Annotated in this window: 19 protein-coding genes; 9 read left to right on the forward strand and 10 right to left on the reverse strand. The window is 37.0% G+C overall.

All coding sequences use genetic code 11. The features are described from left to right. Positions 1-164: 164 nt before the first annotated feature. Together MM239_RS10315 and MM239_RS10320 are read left to right on the forward strand one after the other, a co-directional pair. A complete protein-coding gene (locus tag MM239_RS10315) occupies positions 165-575 on the forward strand; it encodes a DUF1801 domain-containing protein (RefSeq protein WP_241348121.1) in 411 nt (136 codons plus the stop codon). Between the two features lie 3 nt (positions 576-578). Further along, positions 579-971, forward strand: a complete 393-nt coding sequence (locus MM239_RS10320) for a VOC family protein (protein ID WP_241348122.1) — start codon at positions 579-581, stop codon at positions 969-971. A 129-nt stretch (positions 972-1,100) separates the two neighbouring features. On the opposite strand, the gene MM239_RS10325 is transcribed toward MM239_RS10320, so the two are convergent. From MM239_RS10325 to MM239_RS10335, 3 genes are all read right to left on the reverse strand, one after another. Further along, positions 1,101-1,658 (reverse strand): hypothetical protein, encoded by a 558-nt coding sequence (locus tag MM239_RS10325; RefSeq protein WP_241348124.1) that lies wholly within the window; start codon positions 1,656-1,658, stop codon positions 1,101-1,103. A 21-nt stretch (positions 1,659-1,679) separates the two neighbouring features. Then, the gene (locus tag MM239_RS10330; protein WP_241348125.1) at positions 1,680-2,318 is read right to left on the reverse strand and encodes a hypothetical protein; all 639 of its coding nucleotides are present in this window, start codon (positions 2,316-2,318) and stop codon (positions 1,680-1,682) included. Between the two features lie 94 nt (positions 2,319-2,412). Further along, positions 2,413-3,744 carry an OmpA family protein gene (locus MM239_RS10335; RefSeq protein ID WP_241348127.1) on the reverse strand — a complete coding sequence of 444 codons (1,332 nt, stop codon included), beginning with the start codon at positions 3,742-3,744 and terminating at the stop codon, positions 2,413-2,415. 123 nt (positions 3,745-3,867) lie between these two features. Here MM239_RS10335 and MM239_RS10340 point away from each other — a divergent pair, with 123 nt between their 5' ends. Both MM239_RS10340 and MM239_RS10345 read left to right on the forward strand, forming a co-directional pair. Next, positions 3,868-4,416: an RNA polymerase sigma factor gene (locus MM239_RS10340; protein WP_241348129.1), complete on the forward strand. Its 549-nt coding sequence runs from the start codon at positions 3,868-3,870 to the stop codon at positions 4,414-4,416. Then, on the forward strand, positions 4,397-5,125 hold the full coding sequence (locus MM239_RS10345; protein WP_241348131.1) for a tetratricopeptide repeat protein: 729 nt from the start codon (positions 4,397-4,399) through the stop codon (positions 5,123-5,125). The genes MM239_RS10340 and MM239_RS10345 overlap by 20 nt, the downstream gene beginning before the upstream one ends. Here MM239_RS10345 and MM239_RS21090 read toward each other — a convergent pair. After that, positions 5,105-8,137, reverse strand: coding sequence for a CHAT domain-containing protein (locus MM239_RS21090; RefSeq protein WP_241348132.1), 3,033 nt, complete (start codon positions 8,135-8,137; stop codon positions 5,105-5,107). The genes MM239_RS10345 and MM239_RS21090 overlap by 21 nt on opposite strands. A gap of 248 nt (positions 8,138-8,385) precedes the next feature. On the opposite strand from MM239_RS21090, the gene MM239_RS10355 reads away from it, so the two are divergent. Then, the gene (locus tag MM239_RS10355) at positions 8,386-8,937 is read left to right on the forward strand and encodes a hypothetical protein (protein WP_241348134.1); all 552 of its coding nucleotides are present in this window, start codon (positions 8,386-8,388) and stop codon (positions 8,935-8,937) included. Here MM239_RS10355 and MM239_RS10360 read toward each other — a convergent pair. Continuing rightward, a complete protein-coding gene (locus MM239_RS10360; protein ID WP_241348136.1) occupies positions 8,931-10,217 on the reverse strand; it encodes a metal-dependent hydrolase family protein in 1,287 nt (428 codons plus the stop codon). The genes MM239_RS10355 and MM239_RS10360 overlap by 7 nt on opposite strands. 224 nt (positions 10,218-10,441) lie before the next feature. Between MM239_RS10360 and MM239_RS10365 the strand changes: the two genes are divergently transcribed. Next, the gene (locus MM239_RS10365) at positions 10,442-10,816 is read left to right on the forward strand and encodes a hypothetical protein (protein WP_241348138.1); all 375 of its coding nucleotides are present in this window, start codon (positions 10,442-10,444) and stop codon (positions 10,814-10,816) included. Between the two features lie 253 nt (positions 10,817-11,069). On the opposite strand, the gene MM239_RS10370 is transcribed toward MM239_RS10365, so the two are convergent. After that, positions 11,070-11,330, reverse strand: coding sequence for a hypothetical protein (locus tag MM239_RS10370; protein WP_241348140.1), 261 nt, complete (start codon positions 11,328-11,330; stop codon positions 11,070-11,072). 92 nt (positions 11,331-11,422) lie between these two features. Further along, a complete protein-coding gene (locus MM239_RS20995) occupies positions 11,423-11,554 on the reverse strand; it encodes a hypothetical protein (RefSeq protein WP_262918612.1) in 132 nt (43 codons plus the stop codon). Positions 11,555-11,722: 168 nt separating this feature from the next. On the opposite strand from MM239_RS20995, the gene MM239_RS10375 reads away from it, so the two are divergent. Genes MM239_RS10375 through MM239_RS10385 form a run of 3 tightly spaced genes read left to right on the forward strand, consistent with a single transcriptional unit; the run spans position 11,723 to position 14,535 of the window. Continuing rightward, positions 11,723-12,517: an MbnP family protein gene (locus tag MM239_RS10375; protein ID WP_241348143.1), complete on the forward strand. Its 795-nt coding sequence runs from the start codon at positions 11,723-11,725 to the stop codon at positions 12,515-12,517. Between the two features lie 13 nt (positions 12,518-12,530). Beyond that, entirely contained in the window at positions 12,531-13,589 is a 1,059-nt protein-coding gene (locus MM239_RS10380) for a cytochrome-c peroxidase (RefSeq protein ID WP_241348144.1), read from the forward strand. After that, positions 13,579-14,535 carry a hypothetical protein gene (locus MM239_RS10385; RefSeq protein ID WP_241348147.1) on the forward strand — a complete coding sequence of 319 codons (957 nt, stop codon included), beginning with the start codon at positions 13,579-13,581 and terminating at the stop codon, positions 14,533-14,535. The genes MM239_RS10380 and MM239_RS10385 overlap by 11 nt, the downstream gene beginning before the upstream one ends. Positions 14,536-14,825: 290 nt before the next feature. Here the strand turns inward: MM239_RS10385 and MM239_RS21195 are convergent, their stop codons facing one another. The 3 genes from MM239_RS21195 to MM239_RS10395 are packed head-to-tail and all read right to left on the reverse strand — an operon-like array spanning position 14,826 to position 17,386. Next, entirely contained in the window at positions 14,826-15,026 is a 201-nt protein-coding gene (locus tag MM239_RS21195) for a FeoB-associated Cys-rich membrane protein (RefSeq protein WP_394801501.1), read from the reverse strand. After that, on the reverse strand, positions 14,948-17,074 hold the full coding sequence (gene feoB / locus MM239_RS10390; RefSeq protein ID WP_241348148.1) for a ferrous iron transport protein B: 2,127 nt from the start codon (positions 17,072-17,074) through the stop codon (positions 14,948-14,950). The genes MM239_RS21195 and feoB overlap by 79 nt, the downstream gene beginning before the upstream one ends. Before the next feature lie 54 nt (positions 17,075-17,128). Continuing rightward, positions 17,129-17,386, reverse strand: coding sequence for a FeoA family protein (locus MM239_RS10395; RefSeq protein WP_241348151.1), 258 nt, complete (start codon positions 17,384-17,386; stop codon positions 17,129-17,131). Positions 17,387-17,466 lie beyond the last annotated feature (80 nt).

Here is a 17,466-nt window from a genome sequence, read left to right on the forward strand (position 1 = left end):
TAAAAAAATAAGCTTAATAAATTTAATTTGAAATCTAAATTTTTAAACATTTGGACATTTGGGGTTATTAGGCTATTTAAATATCTTAATATTCTTTGTTAAAATAGAAGCTAAAAATCACTAAATTTCATAAGTATTAAACACATCTTAAACATAGCTTCCGAATGAGTAAAACGAAAGAATTAGACACTGATATTCACCAATTCTTAAGCACTTTTGTAGAAAGTGATTCAAAGCGACAAGAAAGCTATCAGTTGATCGAATTGATGAAAAATTGGTCTGGATTTGAGCCAAAGATGTGGGGACCTTCAATTATTGGCTTTGGTTCTTATCATTATAAGTATGAGAGCGGTCATGAGGGTGATTCAATGCTTATTGGTTTTTCTCCAAGAAAATCTGCATTTTCCCTGTACACATACGTCCCTACTCCTCAAAATGAAGAAGCACTTTCCAAACTCGGTAAATTCAAAATGGGAAAAGCTTGTATATATTTCAATAAACTATCGGATATCAATCTAAATGTATTAGAAACAATGTGTCATTCAACTATATCTTTCCACCTTAAAAACACATAAAACATGTCTCAAAATCCAAAAAACCCATTTACATGGGTAGAAATCTATGTAGAAGATATGAGTAGAGCTCAAAAATTCTACGAATCTGTATTGAACATACAATTAACACCTATGGAAACTCCAGGGGATTTTGGTGACCTAGAGATGCTTTGTTTCCCTTGGGCTGAGGGTGAGTTAAACATTAGTGGAGCGCTTTGCAAAACAAGTGATTTTAAACCAGGAACTGGCGGTACATTAGTTTATTTCGCCTCGAAAGACTGTACTACTGAGCTAGCTCGAGTAGAAGCTGCTGGAGGAAAGGTTATTCAAGAAAAATTCTCCATCAGCGAACATGGATTTGTCGCACTGGCAATGGATACCGAGGGCAATACCATAGGATTTCATTCAAATCAATAAGTTCAAAAATTTTATAAACCCATACTGGCTCAAGTAAAACCCTAAACTGAATAATCATAAAGATTGGATATCACTTGAGCCAGTTACTTTTTTACAATTCTAGGCTTTGCACATCTCTTCAAGGCAAATTTATTTTTGTAGCTTTCTCCATTGCTTATAGAAGTCTTGCAGCATTCCTTTGACCTGATCTCTTGGGTATGTCTTGGAATGATCAAATGCAACAGAAACTATGTGCTTTTGATCCACTACCACAAGTGCTGATTCTTTTCGCGTTCTATTTTCTTTGAATACGGCAAATTCTCCCAATCCCGAAACATGATCTTCTTCCGGAGCTGTTTTAAATTCTTCAATTACCCTGTTTGCTATCATATCAAAAGTACTAGGATTAGCCATAATGGAAACCATCACGGCTAGCTGTTGTCCTTCTTTACCTACTGCCATCACACAAGACGACTCTGGCATTATATTAAAAGCAGAAACATCACCTAATTGATAATCCTCAGGCACCTTGAATATTTTTCGAAAGTCGGATTCTTTAATCCCCTCACAAGCGTTGAAATTTTGAGATTTAGAATTCTTCGTGGCTTGTTCTGTTCCATCCTCATTTTGGCTACTTTGACTTTGGCCACACGCAAAAAGACAGAAAACAAGCAAATTAAATAATATAGGAAATGCGATTTTTTTCATATTTACTTGGATTACAATATTTTAAATGATAACAATTAGAAAATTTGAAGGCTGGGAATTACCTCTGTCTTTTGGTGTTTGGATTTGTACATTGACTTCATAGGAGGTTTTAGGAATTCTACCAACCTGTCTCCTAATGAAACCTTGCTGCTCCACTTTGCCACCTGGTTGAGACAATCCACCAGTCTTTCCATCTTGTGAAATGATGGTTTTACCTGCACCTGGAGTTGCGGGCTTTGGAAGGGTTCCAGTGGGTTTATCTGGATTTTCTACCCTTCCTACTTGCCTTCTGATGAAGCCTTGCTTTTCCCAAGTATTGATCATGCTTTCTTCAAGTCCATTAGAAAATAGCTCAAGGTCATCTGCTTTTGCTGATATTTTTGCAGGAATTGCCTCTGATCTGTAAAGAGTTTTACCTTTTTCGCTGATCGTATAAACAATTTTCACATCCAAATCTCTACCATCTCTTTTTTTGCTAGAGTCCTCATCCATATTTAGTTTTGGTACATTTTCAGAAATAAGTTTCAAAATGGTTTCATAATCTCCATCTTTTGAAGAAATCTGAATTCTTTGTTTGGCTGGTGTAAATGATGATTCTTGAGCACAGGCAATGCTATAGCTTGACCAACACAATAGAAATAAGATAATTTGACTTTTCATTTTAGTTTTATTTTGTTTTTCGAGAGTTGATATATTATTCTAAATGCATTATTGATTTTTTTGGCAAACGGATATTTTTATGTAAAATCCACTTCTATCTCCTAGCGTCTCCATACACAGCTATGGAAAGTCTCTCTTCATAGTTTGGTACTATAGAAAGGTTGATGATATCCACTCTCCTATTTTGAGATCTTCCGGCTGGTGAATTATTGTCATAAAGTGGATAATTCATCCCAAAACCAATAGAAGCCAGCTGATTGGTGTGAACACCAAAAGATTTTATAAGTGTATTTCGTACAGCACTAGCTCTTTGCTCTGATAGCAACCTATTAGATTCTCGGTTCCCAATATTGTCTGTGTGTCCCGCAATACTAAAACTACCACCATGAGCCTTCATATATTCAGCTATCTGATGTAAACTTGGATATGATTCAGGCTTGATTTCTGCACTTCCACTTTCAAAATAAATCCCAGTAGCTTCAAAAACCCCTTCTTCTTCCAGTTGACTTTTGATCAGTGGTGGTTCATTAGCCATTCTAAAATTTGAGATATAGAAAAACTCTCCATCATTGGCGTTGTCTGAATATAATTTCAATGATCGAAAAGGAAATTCTTCTGGATGAGACTGTAAGATGTCAAACACTTTTTCTTCATTTAGGTAAAACCTGATCCTGCGATTTTGCTTCCACATTGAAACCCTCACTTTTTCCCCTCTTTGTAATTTTTCTTTATTCAAAAGGGCTATAGGATTTTTTGTCAACTCATTATACTCACTTTGCTTCCACACTTTTTGCATGTATCTTTCATCTTTACTGATTCCAAGAAAAATCCTGTGGTTTCCAGCCCGCCAACTCCCTAGCTGCATACTGGCATCAGGCAAATCATTCAGGACAACACCAAAAAATCGGGTGTTAGGAGCAAATTTTTTCGGGTCGACGTCAAGGACAAGATCAAATTCAAGTGTAAAACTTAATGGTAACTCTCCTAAATTCAGAGGAGTGAATCCGTTTTGGCCTTTATCTAATCTTATCCATCGGTCAGGATAAGCACTTAACTCAACCACTTCAAGACTGCTAGAGGTATTCCAGCCGCCAGGTAGATCCCCTAAAGCAGTTGTAGCAAAATCCTCTGCATATAATATTTTACTTCCTAGGATAAAATCATAATTTGAATAAGCTTTCAAATCCTTGCTTTGAAGACTTAAACTATTCCCCTTTTCCTCAATTTTTTCTTCTTGAGACACAGGGAAATCACTCCAAGAATCCTCTCTGGTAGTTGTCTCATTTTGTGGTGATTTATCCTTTTTCTTTGGAAACTTAATTTTTGTACTGAATACCTTTTCCTCCAGATTATCTAATGCTCTTTCAGAAGCCCTGTCGGCTCTGCGATTGATTTTCTCTTTGATATCTTGTGCTCTCGAGCTCATGCAAAAGCCAATCATTAGGAATATTAAAATTGTTTTGTGAAAAATGTTTTTCATAATTCATAGTTTTAGTCACTACATTAGTAGCCAAATCCTATTAAGCATTAACATCTTTTTGAAAAAATTATGATTGACCCTCAAATCATTTCAAACCTTCAAAGCGACAATGATTTTTTTTATAAAATGTTTTATCTCGAACATCGAGAAGATTTTGTGAGGTATATAATGAAAATTGGTCTTAACAAAGAGGAAGCAATTGTTGTTTTTCATGAAAGCTTACTGGTGTTGAGAAAAAAGGCAAAAGCAAATTCACTAAAAGATGTATCCGTCAGCCTCAAAACTTTTTTCTATGCCATAGGCAAATACAAAGCTTACGACCTGATCAAAATCCAAAAAAAAGAAATTTTGGTATTCCAAGAAGAAATCATGGATCCAAAAATCCCTCTAATTGAGGATGAAGACCAGTCAGAATTGATACAAACCATTAAGATAAAATTTCAAGAACTTGGAAAGTCTTGCCGTAAACTGTTAACATCCTTCTATCTTGAAGGACTAAGTATAAAAGAAATTACAGAAAGTGAAAACTATGAGAATGAGAATACAGTCAGAGCTCAGAAAAGCCGATGTCTTAAACAACTCAAAACATTGATCATAAATGGAAGAAATAAAAAGTGAAAAGCTAATAGAAAAGTTTTTTGATGGAACAATCAGCTCTGAAGAAGAGCAGGAACTCAAAAACCTACTCAAAGAAGATGCAACTGTAAGGGAAGCATTGCAATTTCAAGTAGCCTTAAAAAAAACCATGCAGGAAGAAGATGATATGGCATGGAGAAAGAAATTCACTGAATACGAAAAAGAATTCACATCTGTAAAAGAGAAAGAATTCCCTTTGATCAGATATGCCGCTATCGTAGGCTTATTGGTTGGACTTGTGATCTCTATAATGTGGGTGATATACAGGGACAATTCCACTATGAAGTTATATCAGGCTTTTTATACTCCAGCGGAGAATATAAGCTATCCACTCACCCGTGGAGATCAAGATGATCTTATCAATTTGGCATTTTCGACTTATGAAGAAGGAGATTACGAAGGTGCTATTCCTTATTTGAAACAGCTGCAAGAAGAAACTGGATCAGCTGATATCAGCTTATACATTGGGTCAGCTCATTTAGCCTTGAATCAAACTGCTGATGCCATAGCGCAACTGAATCAAAAACCCAATGTTTCTTACGAATTCAAGTACAGGTTTCAGTGGTATCTTGCATTGGCATATTTGCAAGCTGACAATGTCAGCGATGCAAGAAAATTGCTTGAGGACTTAATAGAAAATGGAGATTATAAAGTAAATGCTGCGGAATCATTACTCTCTAAACTTCCTTAAACCCAGATACAAAAAAGGGAGAATCAATATCAAAATAAACCACCAATACGATTTAGGACTTTCTAGCTCATTATCCTCTCCAATTAAGACCAGCCCTGCCCAATAATAAGGGTGTTTAAAGACATCATCATCGGTTTGTTCTAGATATTGAATTTTTGCTTCTCTCAGTGAGGTTGAGCTATTCATACCTTTGAGTAAATTTTGGTAAAATAATTCCATAATGATTGCAGATTGTTTATCAGGGATTTCCCAAAGACTGATCACGAGTGATTGTACTCCAGCAAAATGAAAAGCTCTGCCCAAGCTCAACAATCCAGCGCCTTCATTTTCATTGATCACTCCTGAACTACAAGCGCTCAAAACGCCTAAATCAGATTCTATCTTCCAATCATAGATTTCATTCACTGTCAGGTAATCTTCCAAATCATCTCCAAAAATCAATGCGTTGTAGCCTGGATTCAGTGAGGCTATTTGACCATGAGCTGCTAAGTGAAACACGGAAGATTTAGCCGATTCTGTTTTAAACAAATCTTTATTCACTTTATCACCTATGAAACTTATACCTTGAGTTAATTTTCCAATTTTAGTGATTTCTTCTGCCGCATACTTCAATTTTCTAGACTCATATACTGGAGCAAAGCCCATCCAAAACACTTGCTTTTCGATCGATTCTTGATCAACCCTCCTCAACCTGTCAAGTAAACTTACATCATAGACTATTTTCTTTGAACGGATCATGTAATCTTCATTAATTAGAAATGATTCTATAGGCATTAAAGCTAGCCATGAATCAGGCACATAAATAATCTTTGTGTACATCTTCAAATCCTTTCCAAAGACTGAATCCCAACTTGGCAATGATCCGGATAATATTTTTTTGGTCGAGGATTTATAAGCATTCCGCCATTGCTCGACTTGCTTTTTAGAAAGTGCTACATGTTTTATTTCAAAATCGGTTTTACTTATAAACGCGCTATAAATATCTTGATCATACACAAATGTCTCTATCCAAAGTTCTTCCGCTTCCACTCGATTGTGTAGTTGTGATATTGATGTCAATGGTGACACAAACTGGGCATAGTAATCCCTTTCAGAACTTTGCAGCAACTGACTTCTAATGTCAAACAACTCCTTCTCCAACTTTTGCTCTTCTTCATAGAGAGACAAAACATTTATGGCTTTTATGGTATTTTGCGCTGCTTCATGAGCATATATCATAAACAAAACTTCAGCATAACGCTCTGAAAGAATGGCTTCACGCTTCACCAATTGAGAGCTCTTTGCTACACCAGTCGCATTATTTTTTTTAGGAATATTCCCAAGACTCTTATTAAAACTAACCAAGTTAAAAAGTATCAAATTCAAATCTTCTTTTCCCTCCACCTTCAAAATAAGGCCTAAATCAAGTGCATTTTTGATTAAAAGTTTAAGCTCTGAATGTTGCAGCGCAGTGTTTTGAACATGATGTTGATAATTGAGGTAATCAAATAATCTCTCTACTACAATCCCCAGGTGAGTTACTGCATCATAGTCTCTTTTACTTAATTTATTCAAATAAATTGTTTTCAAATTGAGCGCATGCAATTGATGCATAGTCATAGTCTCGGAATTATTTATAAACTCATCAACTTTTTTCAAAAACTGAACATCCTCAAGGGATGCACCACTTTTCAGCCTGATTTCCATTCCTTTCAATTGATGCAACTGTACATGGTATTTTGCATCATAAAACTTTGCGTGTATAATTTCACCCCATGCTTTCCAAAACCTACCAGCGGTATCCCAATCCGACTCTTCAATCGCCACCTGAATCAGACCTGAATAGGACTCCAACAAATAAATCTCTCTTTTTATCTCTTTAGCTAAATTCATAGCTTGGAGATAATGTAATTTGCTATTAGATAAATCAGCTGCTTTAAGGTAAATTTTCCCTAATAAATTGTTTGATAAAGTTCTTTGTCTCCGTAAATCAAGTTTATTTACCTTTTCTATATTTTCAAAAATTTCTAACCCTTCAGTGACATTTGATATTCCTTGATTGACTTGATTTTTTGCCAAATACACCTCCGCATTAACTAGCAAAGCTTTGGCATATTCAAAGCCATTAGATTCTTCGATTTGCTTGGCATATTCTGCTGATAACCTCGCATATTTTTCAGCTTTCAGCAAATCCCCTAACTTTATGTAGCACCTTGACAAAGCTGCATAGTCCTCTGAAACAATACCATAGTTTCCTATACCCCCTTTGCTATCATAGTCGAGCGCTTTGAGATAATATGGAATTCCTTTGGTACTATTGCCATATCTGTCATCATATATCAACCCAATATTGTATGCATTCGCACCCAAAGTTCCTAAAGGAGGATTCTCTAAAGTTTCTAATACCTCGATGGATGCTTCATACTTTGAGGCAGCTTTTCCAAATTGCTCTTTCGCATCCCAAAGTACACCTTGCATGGTGAGGTTATTGACCATATACAATTTAAAACCATTAGCTTGAAACATTTCACCAGCTTTTTCTAAATGAAATATGGCTGAGTCGTATTGATTATGATCATAGTAGGTTCTTCCCAGCCTATCGGTAGCCAAAGCAATCCATTCATGATTGCTTGAGTTGGTTAATTTGATCACTTGTAATTTATTCTTGAGTGAATCAATGTCGTACTTCCCCAATTTTGAGCCCTGATTTAGATACTCTAAATAATCTACTACTGAATTTCGCCAATCCTCATTTTGGAAGAATGGTTTTTTGGTGATCTTCATCAAAGCAATAATTTCTTGTGACCAAGTATTTTTTTTCTCTAAATGGCAAGTGGCTAAAAATAAAAATAAAGAAGATTCTTCCTGAGTATTTAAAGTTCTGGTAACATTCGAAACCCAATACTCATAATGAGGTATAAGTACACTATCAGGAAGGGACTTTGTGCCAAAAAACACCCTGTCGCGATAGCTATTTTCTAGAGAATTCAATTTCTGAATTTCTAAATTAGAAACTGATAATATTAAATTCACTATAAAAAGTACTTTTAGCATAATACAACTCAAATAATACAACAATCAAATATTTGGCATACAGGCTTTTTTCCAAGGAAATATAACAAATTAAAATCTATTTTAAATTTCTATCTTGGTTTTAGGTTGAAATTGTTGATTCAATAATTTTAAGCTTTTTTTTTATCGGTGTGGGGTGAAATTTGAAATTTTGCTCAAAACTAAATTCCATGTAATTTGTAGCCCTATTCTCAACATCCACAGCCAGCATGAAACAAAGAATTAAATCCTATTCTCTAAAATTCACCAAAGAAATAATCCCAGTCATAGCGGGTATTTTGATAGCGCTATTCATAAACAATTGGTACAATGAAAGCAAAGATCGAGCTTACATCAAGCAAATATTCACTACCATCAAAAGTGAACTAAATGAATCCCGTCAAGACCTGAACCTAAATCTTCCTAGATTAGATTCTTTTAAAGACGCTATAAATATCCACCTCGAAAACGAAGAGCACAGGCTATTAGACCTAGTCGTAAACAATGGAGGAATCTATGTAGCTTCAATAAAACTCAACGCATGGAATGCAGTTTCAACTTCTAAAATTGACTTGATCGATTATAACATAATTAACTCTTTGTCCAATGTAGTAGAACAGAAGGAGATCTTGACATTCAAGAGCAATTACCTGATGAATTTTCTCTATGCCAATTTTCATGCAACTGACAAAGAGACCAAAGAGATCCTATTAGTATTGATAGACGACATTATTTGGACAGAAAAGGAAATCATTCGGATAATCGACGAAATTGATTATTGATCATGCTTGTAAACCTTACCTCCTTTCATAACGAATGCGACATCTTTCATCACATGAATGTCTGACTCAGGATTTCCATCCACAGCGATGATATCTGCAAACATATTTTTTTCAATAACTCCAAGTTTATCTTGCATACCTAAAAGCTCCGCTGCCCTCAAAGTTGCTGTTTGGATAGCCTCCAGATTGGGCATTCCTTCTTCTGTCATGTATATGAATTCTCGGTAGTTTTCTCCATGAGGAAACACCCCTGCATCTGTACCAAAAGCGATCTTCACTCCTCTCTTATATGCTTTACCAAAAGTACTTTGTATCAATGGCCCTATAGTCTCCGCTTTGGTTTTGACTGCTGCAGGATAATACCCTGGAATTCTTGCATATTCAGCCACAGATTTCCCAGCTGTGATTGTTGGAACATACCAAGTACCCGCCTTGATCATCATGTCCATGGTCTCATCAGACATATATGTACCATGTTCTATAGAGTGGATACCTCCTTTGACTGCTCGCTTCATCCCTTCATCACCATGAGCATGTGCTGCGACATGAATTCCAAAGTCTGTAGCTGTCTGGATCACTGCATTGATTTCATCTTGTTGGAATTGTGGTGCATTTCCATCCTTGGCCACACTTAGCACCCCACCTGTAGCAGTGATTTTGATGACGTCTGATCCATTTTTGACTTGTTGGCGAACAGCCTTTCTTGCATCAGCTACTCCATTAATTACTCCTACTTCAGGACCAGGGTCTCCCATCAAGTCTCTACGCATACCATTTGTCGGATCTGCGTGACCACCTGTAGGAGCTATAGACTTTCCTGAAGTGATTACCCTTGGACCATCTACCTTTCCAGCATTGATTGCATTTCGCAAAGAGATATTCACTCCCGAACCACCCAAGTCACGAACAGTTGTGAAGCCTGCCATCAATGTAGTCTTTGCAAAAACCATTGCATTGAAGGCTATATCTGCATCATTATCCACAAACTTATCCAAGTAGCGCTTTGGACTGGTTTCATTTTCTAAATGCACATGCATATCCATCAAGCCAGGCATGACTGTCTTGCCTTTGAGGTCTATCAATTGATCTCCTTGACCTGGGTTGATGTAACCTTTTTCTACAGCGACGATCATGTCGTCTTCTATGATTATGGTCATTCCTGAAAGTGTCTTTTTACTTTTGACATCAATCATTTTTCCTGCATGAATGTAGGATTTTTGGCCATAGCAAAATGGTACTGCCATCAATATAGCTAGCAAGGTGTATATAGCTCTCTTCATATAGTGGGGTTTGTTTTGGTTGACTCTCCAAGCTACAAAAAATCTTAAAAATAATTGTACAATTCAAGAATATTGAATCCCCCTTCATTTGGCAAACTTTACCATTAGACTAGTTGAAAAATCTCTTTGGTTTTTAATTCAGATAACCCTTAATCAACATACAGAAGACTAAGAAACAGCAAATTTCTTAGCCTATTTCAATTTTCTAATTTACCTTTGCATCCGTGTTGAGAAGCCTTATACATATCACTCTTGGATTACTCATTCTGATGAATGGAATGGTTTACTCTTTGATTCAAGGTAGTTATGAATTGAATAAGGACTTTATTATTGAAAACTTTTGTATCAACAAAGCTCAGCCAGAGTTAAAATGTGATGGTAAATGTTTCCTTTCGCAGCAATTGAATTCCGAAAAAGAGAAACAAGAGCAAAATGATCAATATTCATTTTCTGTTGATTTTGGTCAGTTTATATTTACGGAATTTAGAATATCAATTGTTGGGATTTCCTCCAATCCAAAGACTATTTATCCAGTATCAAAAACTGAAAGCTTATCGACGCTATTTTTTGAAAGTCCATATACTCCTCCACAAGCTTAATATTATTTAAGATTTTACTTGATTTGACTTGAATCAGGTGATTGCGCTATAGTGGAAATACAAATTGCCTACTATGCAACATGCCTTCAACATCTACAAAGAAAAATTCAATGTGATCTAAATCAACAGATTACAGCATGCTGTTCTAGTCAAATCTTGAGACGACTTATTCTCAAACTTGGTAAAGCCTCCTCATGCCATTTTCATGAGGCTTAAATTATTTCTAATCATTAAAAAGTAAAAAACCGTCAACTCATGCTGACGGATGCTTAAGCACATGCTTCGAGTACTTTGCATTATATTTATGTCTTGGCTGATTGTGCTGAATAGCATGGTCTATTCGGTCATTTGCATCAATTTTCAATTGAACAGATCCATTATAGCTGAAATGTTCTGTGAAAATAAAGATATCATCATGTCTGAATGTAATGGTCAGTGCTATTTGAACAAGCAACTTGATCATGCTAGCCAGAACCAAGACGCAGACTTGATAGAAGTACGTGCTGATTTTCATATATTTACAATTTCAGAAAACACATTCAATTCCGTAAATCTCATCTTTGAGCCTTACATCATTGTACAAGATTTTTTTCTACAAAAACCATATCATACAGATATACCAGACCTAGATAAGCCTCCCAAAAGCTGATCTCCTATCCATTTTCTCACATCTTCACCATACTGGTATTGGTGTACAAAAGAAATCTCTGACTGTAAAAGGTCACAGTAAGATTTCATTTTGTCCAGACTGAAGGACCTATTATTAAAAGGTTCTCTAACAGTGCATGGTGTTTAAAAATTTCAAATAACAAAATGTAAAGCATACAGAGGTCAATTACTTGTCTTCTGATAAAATATAAAATTATGCAATTTATTAGGCAAACTTTAACAATTCTAGCATTTGCAATGCTATCAATTGCAACCTTTTCTTGTCAAGAAAATGAAAATCCAACACTTGAAGATTCAGGTGAAATGATTGTCAAATTTGACAATTATGTGGGCAATCAAACCATGGTCATAGATGAAGTAGGTAGTACCAATTACAGGTACTCCAATAACTCTGGACAGAAATTCAACTTAACCAGATTTGGATACTACATCAGCCATATCAAGTTAGAAGGCCCAAATGGAGAGGTCTTCATCGACGAAATGAACGCCGCAGCTGATGCCAATCAAATAAAAGGCTACTATCAGGTCGTTCAAGGTAATTCAGAAACTTACAACATTCATTTGAAGGGAATTCCTCATGGACAGTATAACAAAATAACTTTCAATCTAGGTGTAAAAGAAGACGGAATACAAGAAGGAGCAGTAGGTGGAATTCTGGACAGAGCAGCAGGTGGCTGGTTTTGGAATTGGAATTCAGGTTTTATCAATTACATCATAGAGGGTCATTCTGATGCTTCTCTAAGAGATGAGAATAGGGTTCAAATCCACATCGGAGGCTGGAAGAATATTCCTTCAGGAGATGAGACTCCTCAGCGTTTCTTTGACAACAATGTAGCTGTTTCACTTCCATTTGACGCTACAGTGACAGTAAGCAATACGCTTAGACCATCTCCGCATATTATGATGGATTTGCTCAAAGTGATCGGAGATACTGACCTATCTACTGAAAACAATATCCACTCTCCAGCAGCTGGTAAAGCATTTGCGCCAAAACTTGCAGATGCATTTATAGTCGATCATACCCATCAGTAAGCTTATATTTAGCATGAAATCATTGCATAACAAAGTGGTTTGGCCAAGTTTGGTAGCCATTTTGGTGGTTTGGATGGGCTGTGATCAAGGATCTGAAAAGCCTATGGTCTCTATCTTTCAATTCGAGAAACCTGCACATTTCCCAGAACCAACTTACACCTTTCGAAACAATGAAGTCAATGAAAAGGGGTTCAACCTTGGCAAGATGCTATTCTTTGACCCGTCTTTATCCAGAGATGGGTCTATCGCTTGCTCCTCTTGTCATGTTCAAAGTCATGCATTTGCAGACACTTGGCTTCATCCATTCAGCTTCGGAGTAGAAGATAGGCAGGGAGTGAGAAATGCTCCTCCACTCTTCAACTTAGCTTTCCATAAAGAGTTCTTCTGGGATGGAGGGGTCACACATTTGGACTTCGCTCCTATTCTTGCCTTTGAGTCTGAGATAGAAATGGATATCAGCTTCGAAGATGTAGTAGGTAGAATCCAAAGAAATGATGCTTACAAGGCATTATTCAGGGAAGCCTTTGGCATAGAAGAAGTTACTGGCCCTTATGTATTGCATGCTCTGAGTCAGTTTATGCTTATGATGGTATCCGCAGATTCTAGGTATGATCAGTATATCTTGGGAGATCAGCAAGCCCTTTCGTCAGTAGAGCTCGAAGGCCTAGTACTCTTTCGGCAGCATTGCGAAAGCTGTCATAGAGAACCTCTTTTCACTGACCTGAGCTACAGAAATAATGGAGTACAAAGACAAATCAGCGATCTGGGAAGAGAGACTATCACTGAAGTCTCTGAGGATAGGGCAAAATTCAAAGTGCCATCCTTGAGAAACATTGAAGTGACTAGCCCATACATGCACAATGCAAGGTTTGAAGGCTTACTGCAAGTACTCAATCACTACACGCAAGGTGTACAAGATCAGGAGAACATAGATCCGCTTATTTTCAAAGATGGGAAGCCAATGATCCAGCTTTCAGAAGATGAAAAGACCAAAATCATTGCTTTTCTCAAGTCTTTGACAGACAATAATTTCCTTTCAAATCCTATATTCTTCAATTCTAATGATAGATAAAGCAAAATACATCCTCCTGGGCATCTTCTTATTGATTTCAAGTATCGAAACACATGCTTGTGAAGCTTGCGGCTGTGCTTTAGGTGGGTTCAATTTTGGGATTATTCCTCAAAACGAAGCACACTTCATAGGTATCAAATATTCACAAGCTCATTTCTACGCAGAGATGATGCATGCTGGACAGTTCGAATACTCTAATGATCGATACCAAAGATTAGATATCATGGGAAGAATAGCAATCAGAGAGCGACTTCAGCTCAATATTGTGCTTCCATACTTGTATAATGATATGGTAGGAAGTCATGAAGATGAAACCTTGAGAGGTCTTGGCGACCCTATTATAATGCTGAATTATAAGGTATTAGATCAAAAAGGAAACCCTATGGAGTCTTGGCTTCACAACTTATGGGTTGGCGGTGGTATCAAAGCACCTTTGGCAGATTTTGAATTCTCTCAAACAACCCAGTTGATCAACCCAAACTTTCAGCTAGGTAGTGGGTCTTGGGATTTCATCACTATGGGGAATTACACCACGATGAAAAACCGCTGGGGACTCAACATAGAAGGAGTGTACAAGATCAATACAGCCAATGCTATTGATTACCGATTTGGTAATCAATACAATGTCCAAGGCAGTATCTTCTATAAACCAAAAGCTGAAAAAGTGCTTCCTATTCCAATGCTTGGGATATACCATGAATCAGCTGGTACACACACCTTTGAAGGATTCTATCAAGTCAACAGTGGCGGATCAGCGACCTTTGCCCAAGCAGGAGTACAGGTTCAGTTTAGCAAGATGATGCTTCATGCCAACTACCTACTTCCCATAAGTCAAAGCTTCAACAGTGATGATCATGTTCACATAGAGTCCAAAGGGCGATTTTCTGTGACCATGATTGCATTTATAGGGAAATCAAACAAAAAGAATGTCTTCAACTTTGATTAAAATAACATCCTCGAGGTATTAAATCATTATTAATCAGATTTTTGAAAAAAATTAATTCAAACTCTATATCAATTAAAATCCCACTACTCTCAAATAGAGAGGGTAGTGGGATATGCCATACTTATCGACAGATTATTTGCTAAATGTATATTAAAACAAATTAAACACCTCCAAATCAAAATCTTTGCTTCCAAATTGGCGAAGTGATTTACATGATATCAAAATTCTACTTTGCCACTTCATCTAGCTACTGATAAAATCATCAATACCCATAACTCAAAAGAAACTCATCACCCGCAACCATCACAGCCACATCCGTTTTTATTCTTCTTTTTTTTGAGAAATGTCGCATAACCCACATAGCCTATCACGGAAACAAACAATCCAAAGACAATCAATTCTTGCCACATAACTATACCAAAGTCTGATAAGTGATCAATGCTGCCAAATAGGCAATTGCCGTCATGGCGACGGTCTGAATCACGGGCCATTTCCAACTTTTGGTCTCCCGCTTCACTACTGCCAAAGTACTCATACACTGCATGGCAAATGCATAGAAAACCATCAATGATAGTCCAGTAGCCAAATTGAAAACTTTTTCACCCGAATCAGGTCTAGTCTCACTTGCCAATTTTTCTCTAATCGTCAGCTCATTTTCAACATCACCTCCTATACTATATATCGTAGCGATCGTACCCACGAAAACCTCTCGTGCTGCAAATGATGTGATTAATGCGATCCCAATTTTCCAATCATACCCCAAGGGTGCTATGACCGGCTCGATTGCCTTTCCCATAATCCCCATGTAAGAAGCCTCCAATCTCTTGGATGCAAATAGCTCTGCAATTTCCTCTTGCTCTTCTTCTGACTGTGCTGTTGTCATCAATGCTTCTTCTTCATCGTCCAATGGATCCATCCTACTCGAAGGCCCATAGCTTGACAGCACCCACAAGACGATTGAGATCATTAAGATTACTTTACCAGCTTCTAGTACAAAAACTTTTGATTTAGAAAACATTGTCAATCCAACCGCTTTCCACCTTGGCCACCTGTATATGGGCATCTCTGCAAGTAGAAAACTAGCCTGATTTTGTTTGAAGAGCAAGTTCAGTACAAATGCCCCTGCCAATGTGGCAAAAGTACCAAGTAGGTACATTCCCAACAGTGCTAAGGCTTGTGCATTGATTCCAAAAATAGCTTGATCAGGTATAACAATACCTATTATAATTATGTAAATCGGCAATCTGGCAGAACAACTCATCCAAGGTGCTACCAGAATTGTAATCAGTCTTTCCTTATTATTACTTATCGTTCGTGAAGCCATCACCGCTGGAATGGCACATGCTAGTCCAGAGATCAAAGGAACTACACTTTTGCCATGCAAGCCCAAAGGTTTCATAAACCTGTCCATCAAGAATACAACTCTTGACAAATAACCCGTATCTTCCAAAAAGGCCAAAAAGCCAAATAACAAAGCTATCTGCGGTATAAAAATCACAATACCACCTATACCTGGAACTAAACCTTCGGCCAAGAAATCTGTAAAAACTCCCTCTGGGAGTGATGAAGATATCCATCCAGAAGCTAGTGCAAATCCCTCGTCTATCCAATCCATGGGCATCTCCGCCCAAGCAAATATGGCTTGGAAAATCAATAATAAGATAGCTAGAAAGAAGACATAACCGAATATAGGATGAAGTAAAAAGCCATCCAACTTCCTTGAAAAAGAATTGGTCTTTTCTTTTTGCTTCACTATGGTCTTATTCACAAGCTTTTGAATCTTAGCAATTCTCAAATTAGCTTCCTCCAATTGTGCTTTAGATGTATCTAGACCACTTGCTTTACAGAGCGATCGCAGCCATTCCTTGTCTTCGGTAATCAACCCCCTATCTTGTTCAAAAAACACCAACATTTGAAATGCTTGGTAATCAGAAACAAGATCAAACTTAGCTCTGACCTTATCCAACACCTCAACAGACACAACCTCTTGCACTTCTATAAATGGGCTTGTGATTGCAAACCTTTCATCCTTCATCAAAGTCTTTACAGCCTCAAGTCCTTCGACTTTTCGTGCATCAGTAAGTGCCAGAGGTACACCAAGACTTTTGTACAATTCATGTGTCTTGATTACCAATCCTTGCTTCTCAGCCAAATCCTTCATATTTAAAACAAAGGCTACTGGAAGTCCAAAATCCATAATTTGTGTTCCAAGAAGTAGGCTCCTTTCCAAATTGCATGCATCAAGCACTACAATCACAGCATCAACTGATTTTTGCTTCCCCGTAAGTATTTTATAAGCAATCAATTCATCTTCAGACTTGGGATAAAGACTGTAAGTCCCTGGCAAATCCACCAACTCGTACTTTCTTTGAGAATCCTTCAAAAAGCCTGTTGCCTTGTCTACCGTAAGCCCTGGATAATTGCCGATTTTTTGATTTAAACCAGTCAACTGATTAAAAATACTCGACTTACCAACATTTGGATTCCCTATTAAGGCAATGCTAAATATATCCTTCTTACTTTTTATTGTATCGTTCATGTCTTTTGCCTTTCAGCGTTTTGGGGAGACTTTTTAGGTTGTGGTATCAGGAAATCAAAAATCGATTTCTGATTTGAAATCACATGCAATTTCCTCCACTTTCACCAAAAACGCTTCGGAAGGCCTCATGCAAACCATATTTCCTTCAATCTCAAATGCTATTGCTCCTCCAAAAGGTGCCTTGTGGCAACGGACAATCGTCTTTCCAATTCCAAGCCCCATTTCCATCATATTGATCTGAATATTTGAATCATCCAATTTGATAATCTTATGCGCTATATCTGCGGGCATGTTTGATGCGCTTAAACTCATATACCTGTCCTTTTTATCGAAACATTATTCTGAAACACAAAAATGATAAGTTATTCGGTATATAGCAATTTTATTTAGAT

The organism is Belliella filtrata (assembly GCF_022549775.1).
Taxonomy (GTDB): domain Bacteria; phylum Bacteroidota; class Bacteroidia; order Cytophagales; family Cyclobacteriaceae; genus Belliella; species Belliella filtrata.

Coding starts and splice junctions, on each gene's coding strand:
- MM239_RS10315 (WP_241348121.1), top strand. CDS start 165: ATGAGTAAAACGAAAGAATTAGACACTGATATTCACCAATTCTTAAGC.
- MM239_RS10320 (WP_241348122.1), top strand. CDS start 579: ATGTCTCAAAATCCAAAAAACCCATTTACATGGGTAGAAATCTATGTA.
- MM239_RS10325 (WP_241348124.1), bottom strand. CDS start 1,658: ATGAAAAAAATCGCATTTCCTATATTATTTAATTTGCTTGTTTTCTGT.
- MM239_RS10330 (WP_241348125.1), bottom strand. CDS start 2,318: ATGAAAAGTCAAATTATCTTATTTCTATTGTGTTGGTCAAGCTATAGC.
- MM239_RS10335 (WP_241348127.1), bottom strand. CDS start 3,744: ATGAGCTCGAGAGCACAAGATATCAAAGAGAAAATCAATCGCAGAGCC.
- MM239_RS10340 (WP_241348129.1), top strand. CDS start 3,868: ATGATTGACCCTCAAATCATTTCAAACCTTCAAAGCGACAATGATTTT.
- MM239_RS10345 (WP_241348131.1), top strand. CDS start 4,397: ATGGAAGAAATAAAAAGTGAAAAGCTAATAGAAAAGTTTTTTGATGGA.
- MM239_RS10355 (WP_241348134.1), top strand. CDS start 8,386: ATGAAACAAAGAATTAAATCCTATTCTCTAAAATTCACCAAAGAAATA.
- MM239_RS10360 (WP_241348136.1), bottom strand. CDS start 10,217: ATGAAGAGAGCTATATACACCTTGCTAGCTATATTGATGGCAGTACCA.
- MM239_RS10370 (WP_241348140.1), bottom strand. CDS start 11,330: ATGAAAATCAGCACGTACTTCTATCAAGTCTGCGTCTTGGTTCTGGCT.
- MM239_RS20995 (WP_262918612.1), bottom strand. CDS start 11,554: ATGAAATCTTACTGTGACCTTTTACAGTCAGAGATTTCTTTTGTACAC.
- MM239_RS10375 (WP_241348143.1), top strand. CDS start 11,723: ATGCTATCAATTGCAACCTTTTCTTGTCAAGAAAATGAAAATCCAACA.
- MM239_RS10380 (WP_241348144.1), top strand. CDS start 12,531: ATGAAATCATTGCATAACAAAGTGGTTTGGCCAAGTTTGGTAGCCATT.
- MM239_RS10385 (WP_241348147.1), top strand. CDS start 13,579: ATGATAGATAAAGCAAAATACATCCTCCTGGGCATCTTCTTATTGATT.
- MM239_RS21195 (WP_394801501.1), bottom strand. CDS start 15,026: ATGGCCCGTGATTCAGACCGTCGCCATGACGGCAATTGCCTATTTGGC.
- feoB (WP_241348148.1), bottom strand. CDS start 17,074: ATGAACGATACAATAAAAAGTAAGAAGGATATATTTAGCATTGCCTTA.
- MM239_RS10395 (WP_241348151.1), bottom strand. CDS start 17,386: ATGAGTTTAAGCGCATCAAACATGCCCGCAGATATAGCGCATAAGATT.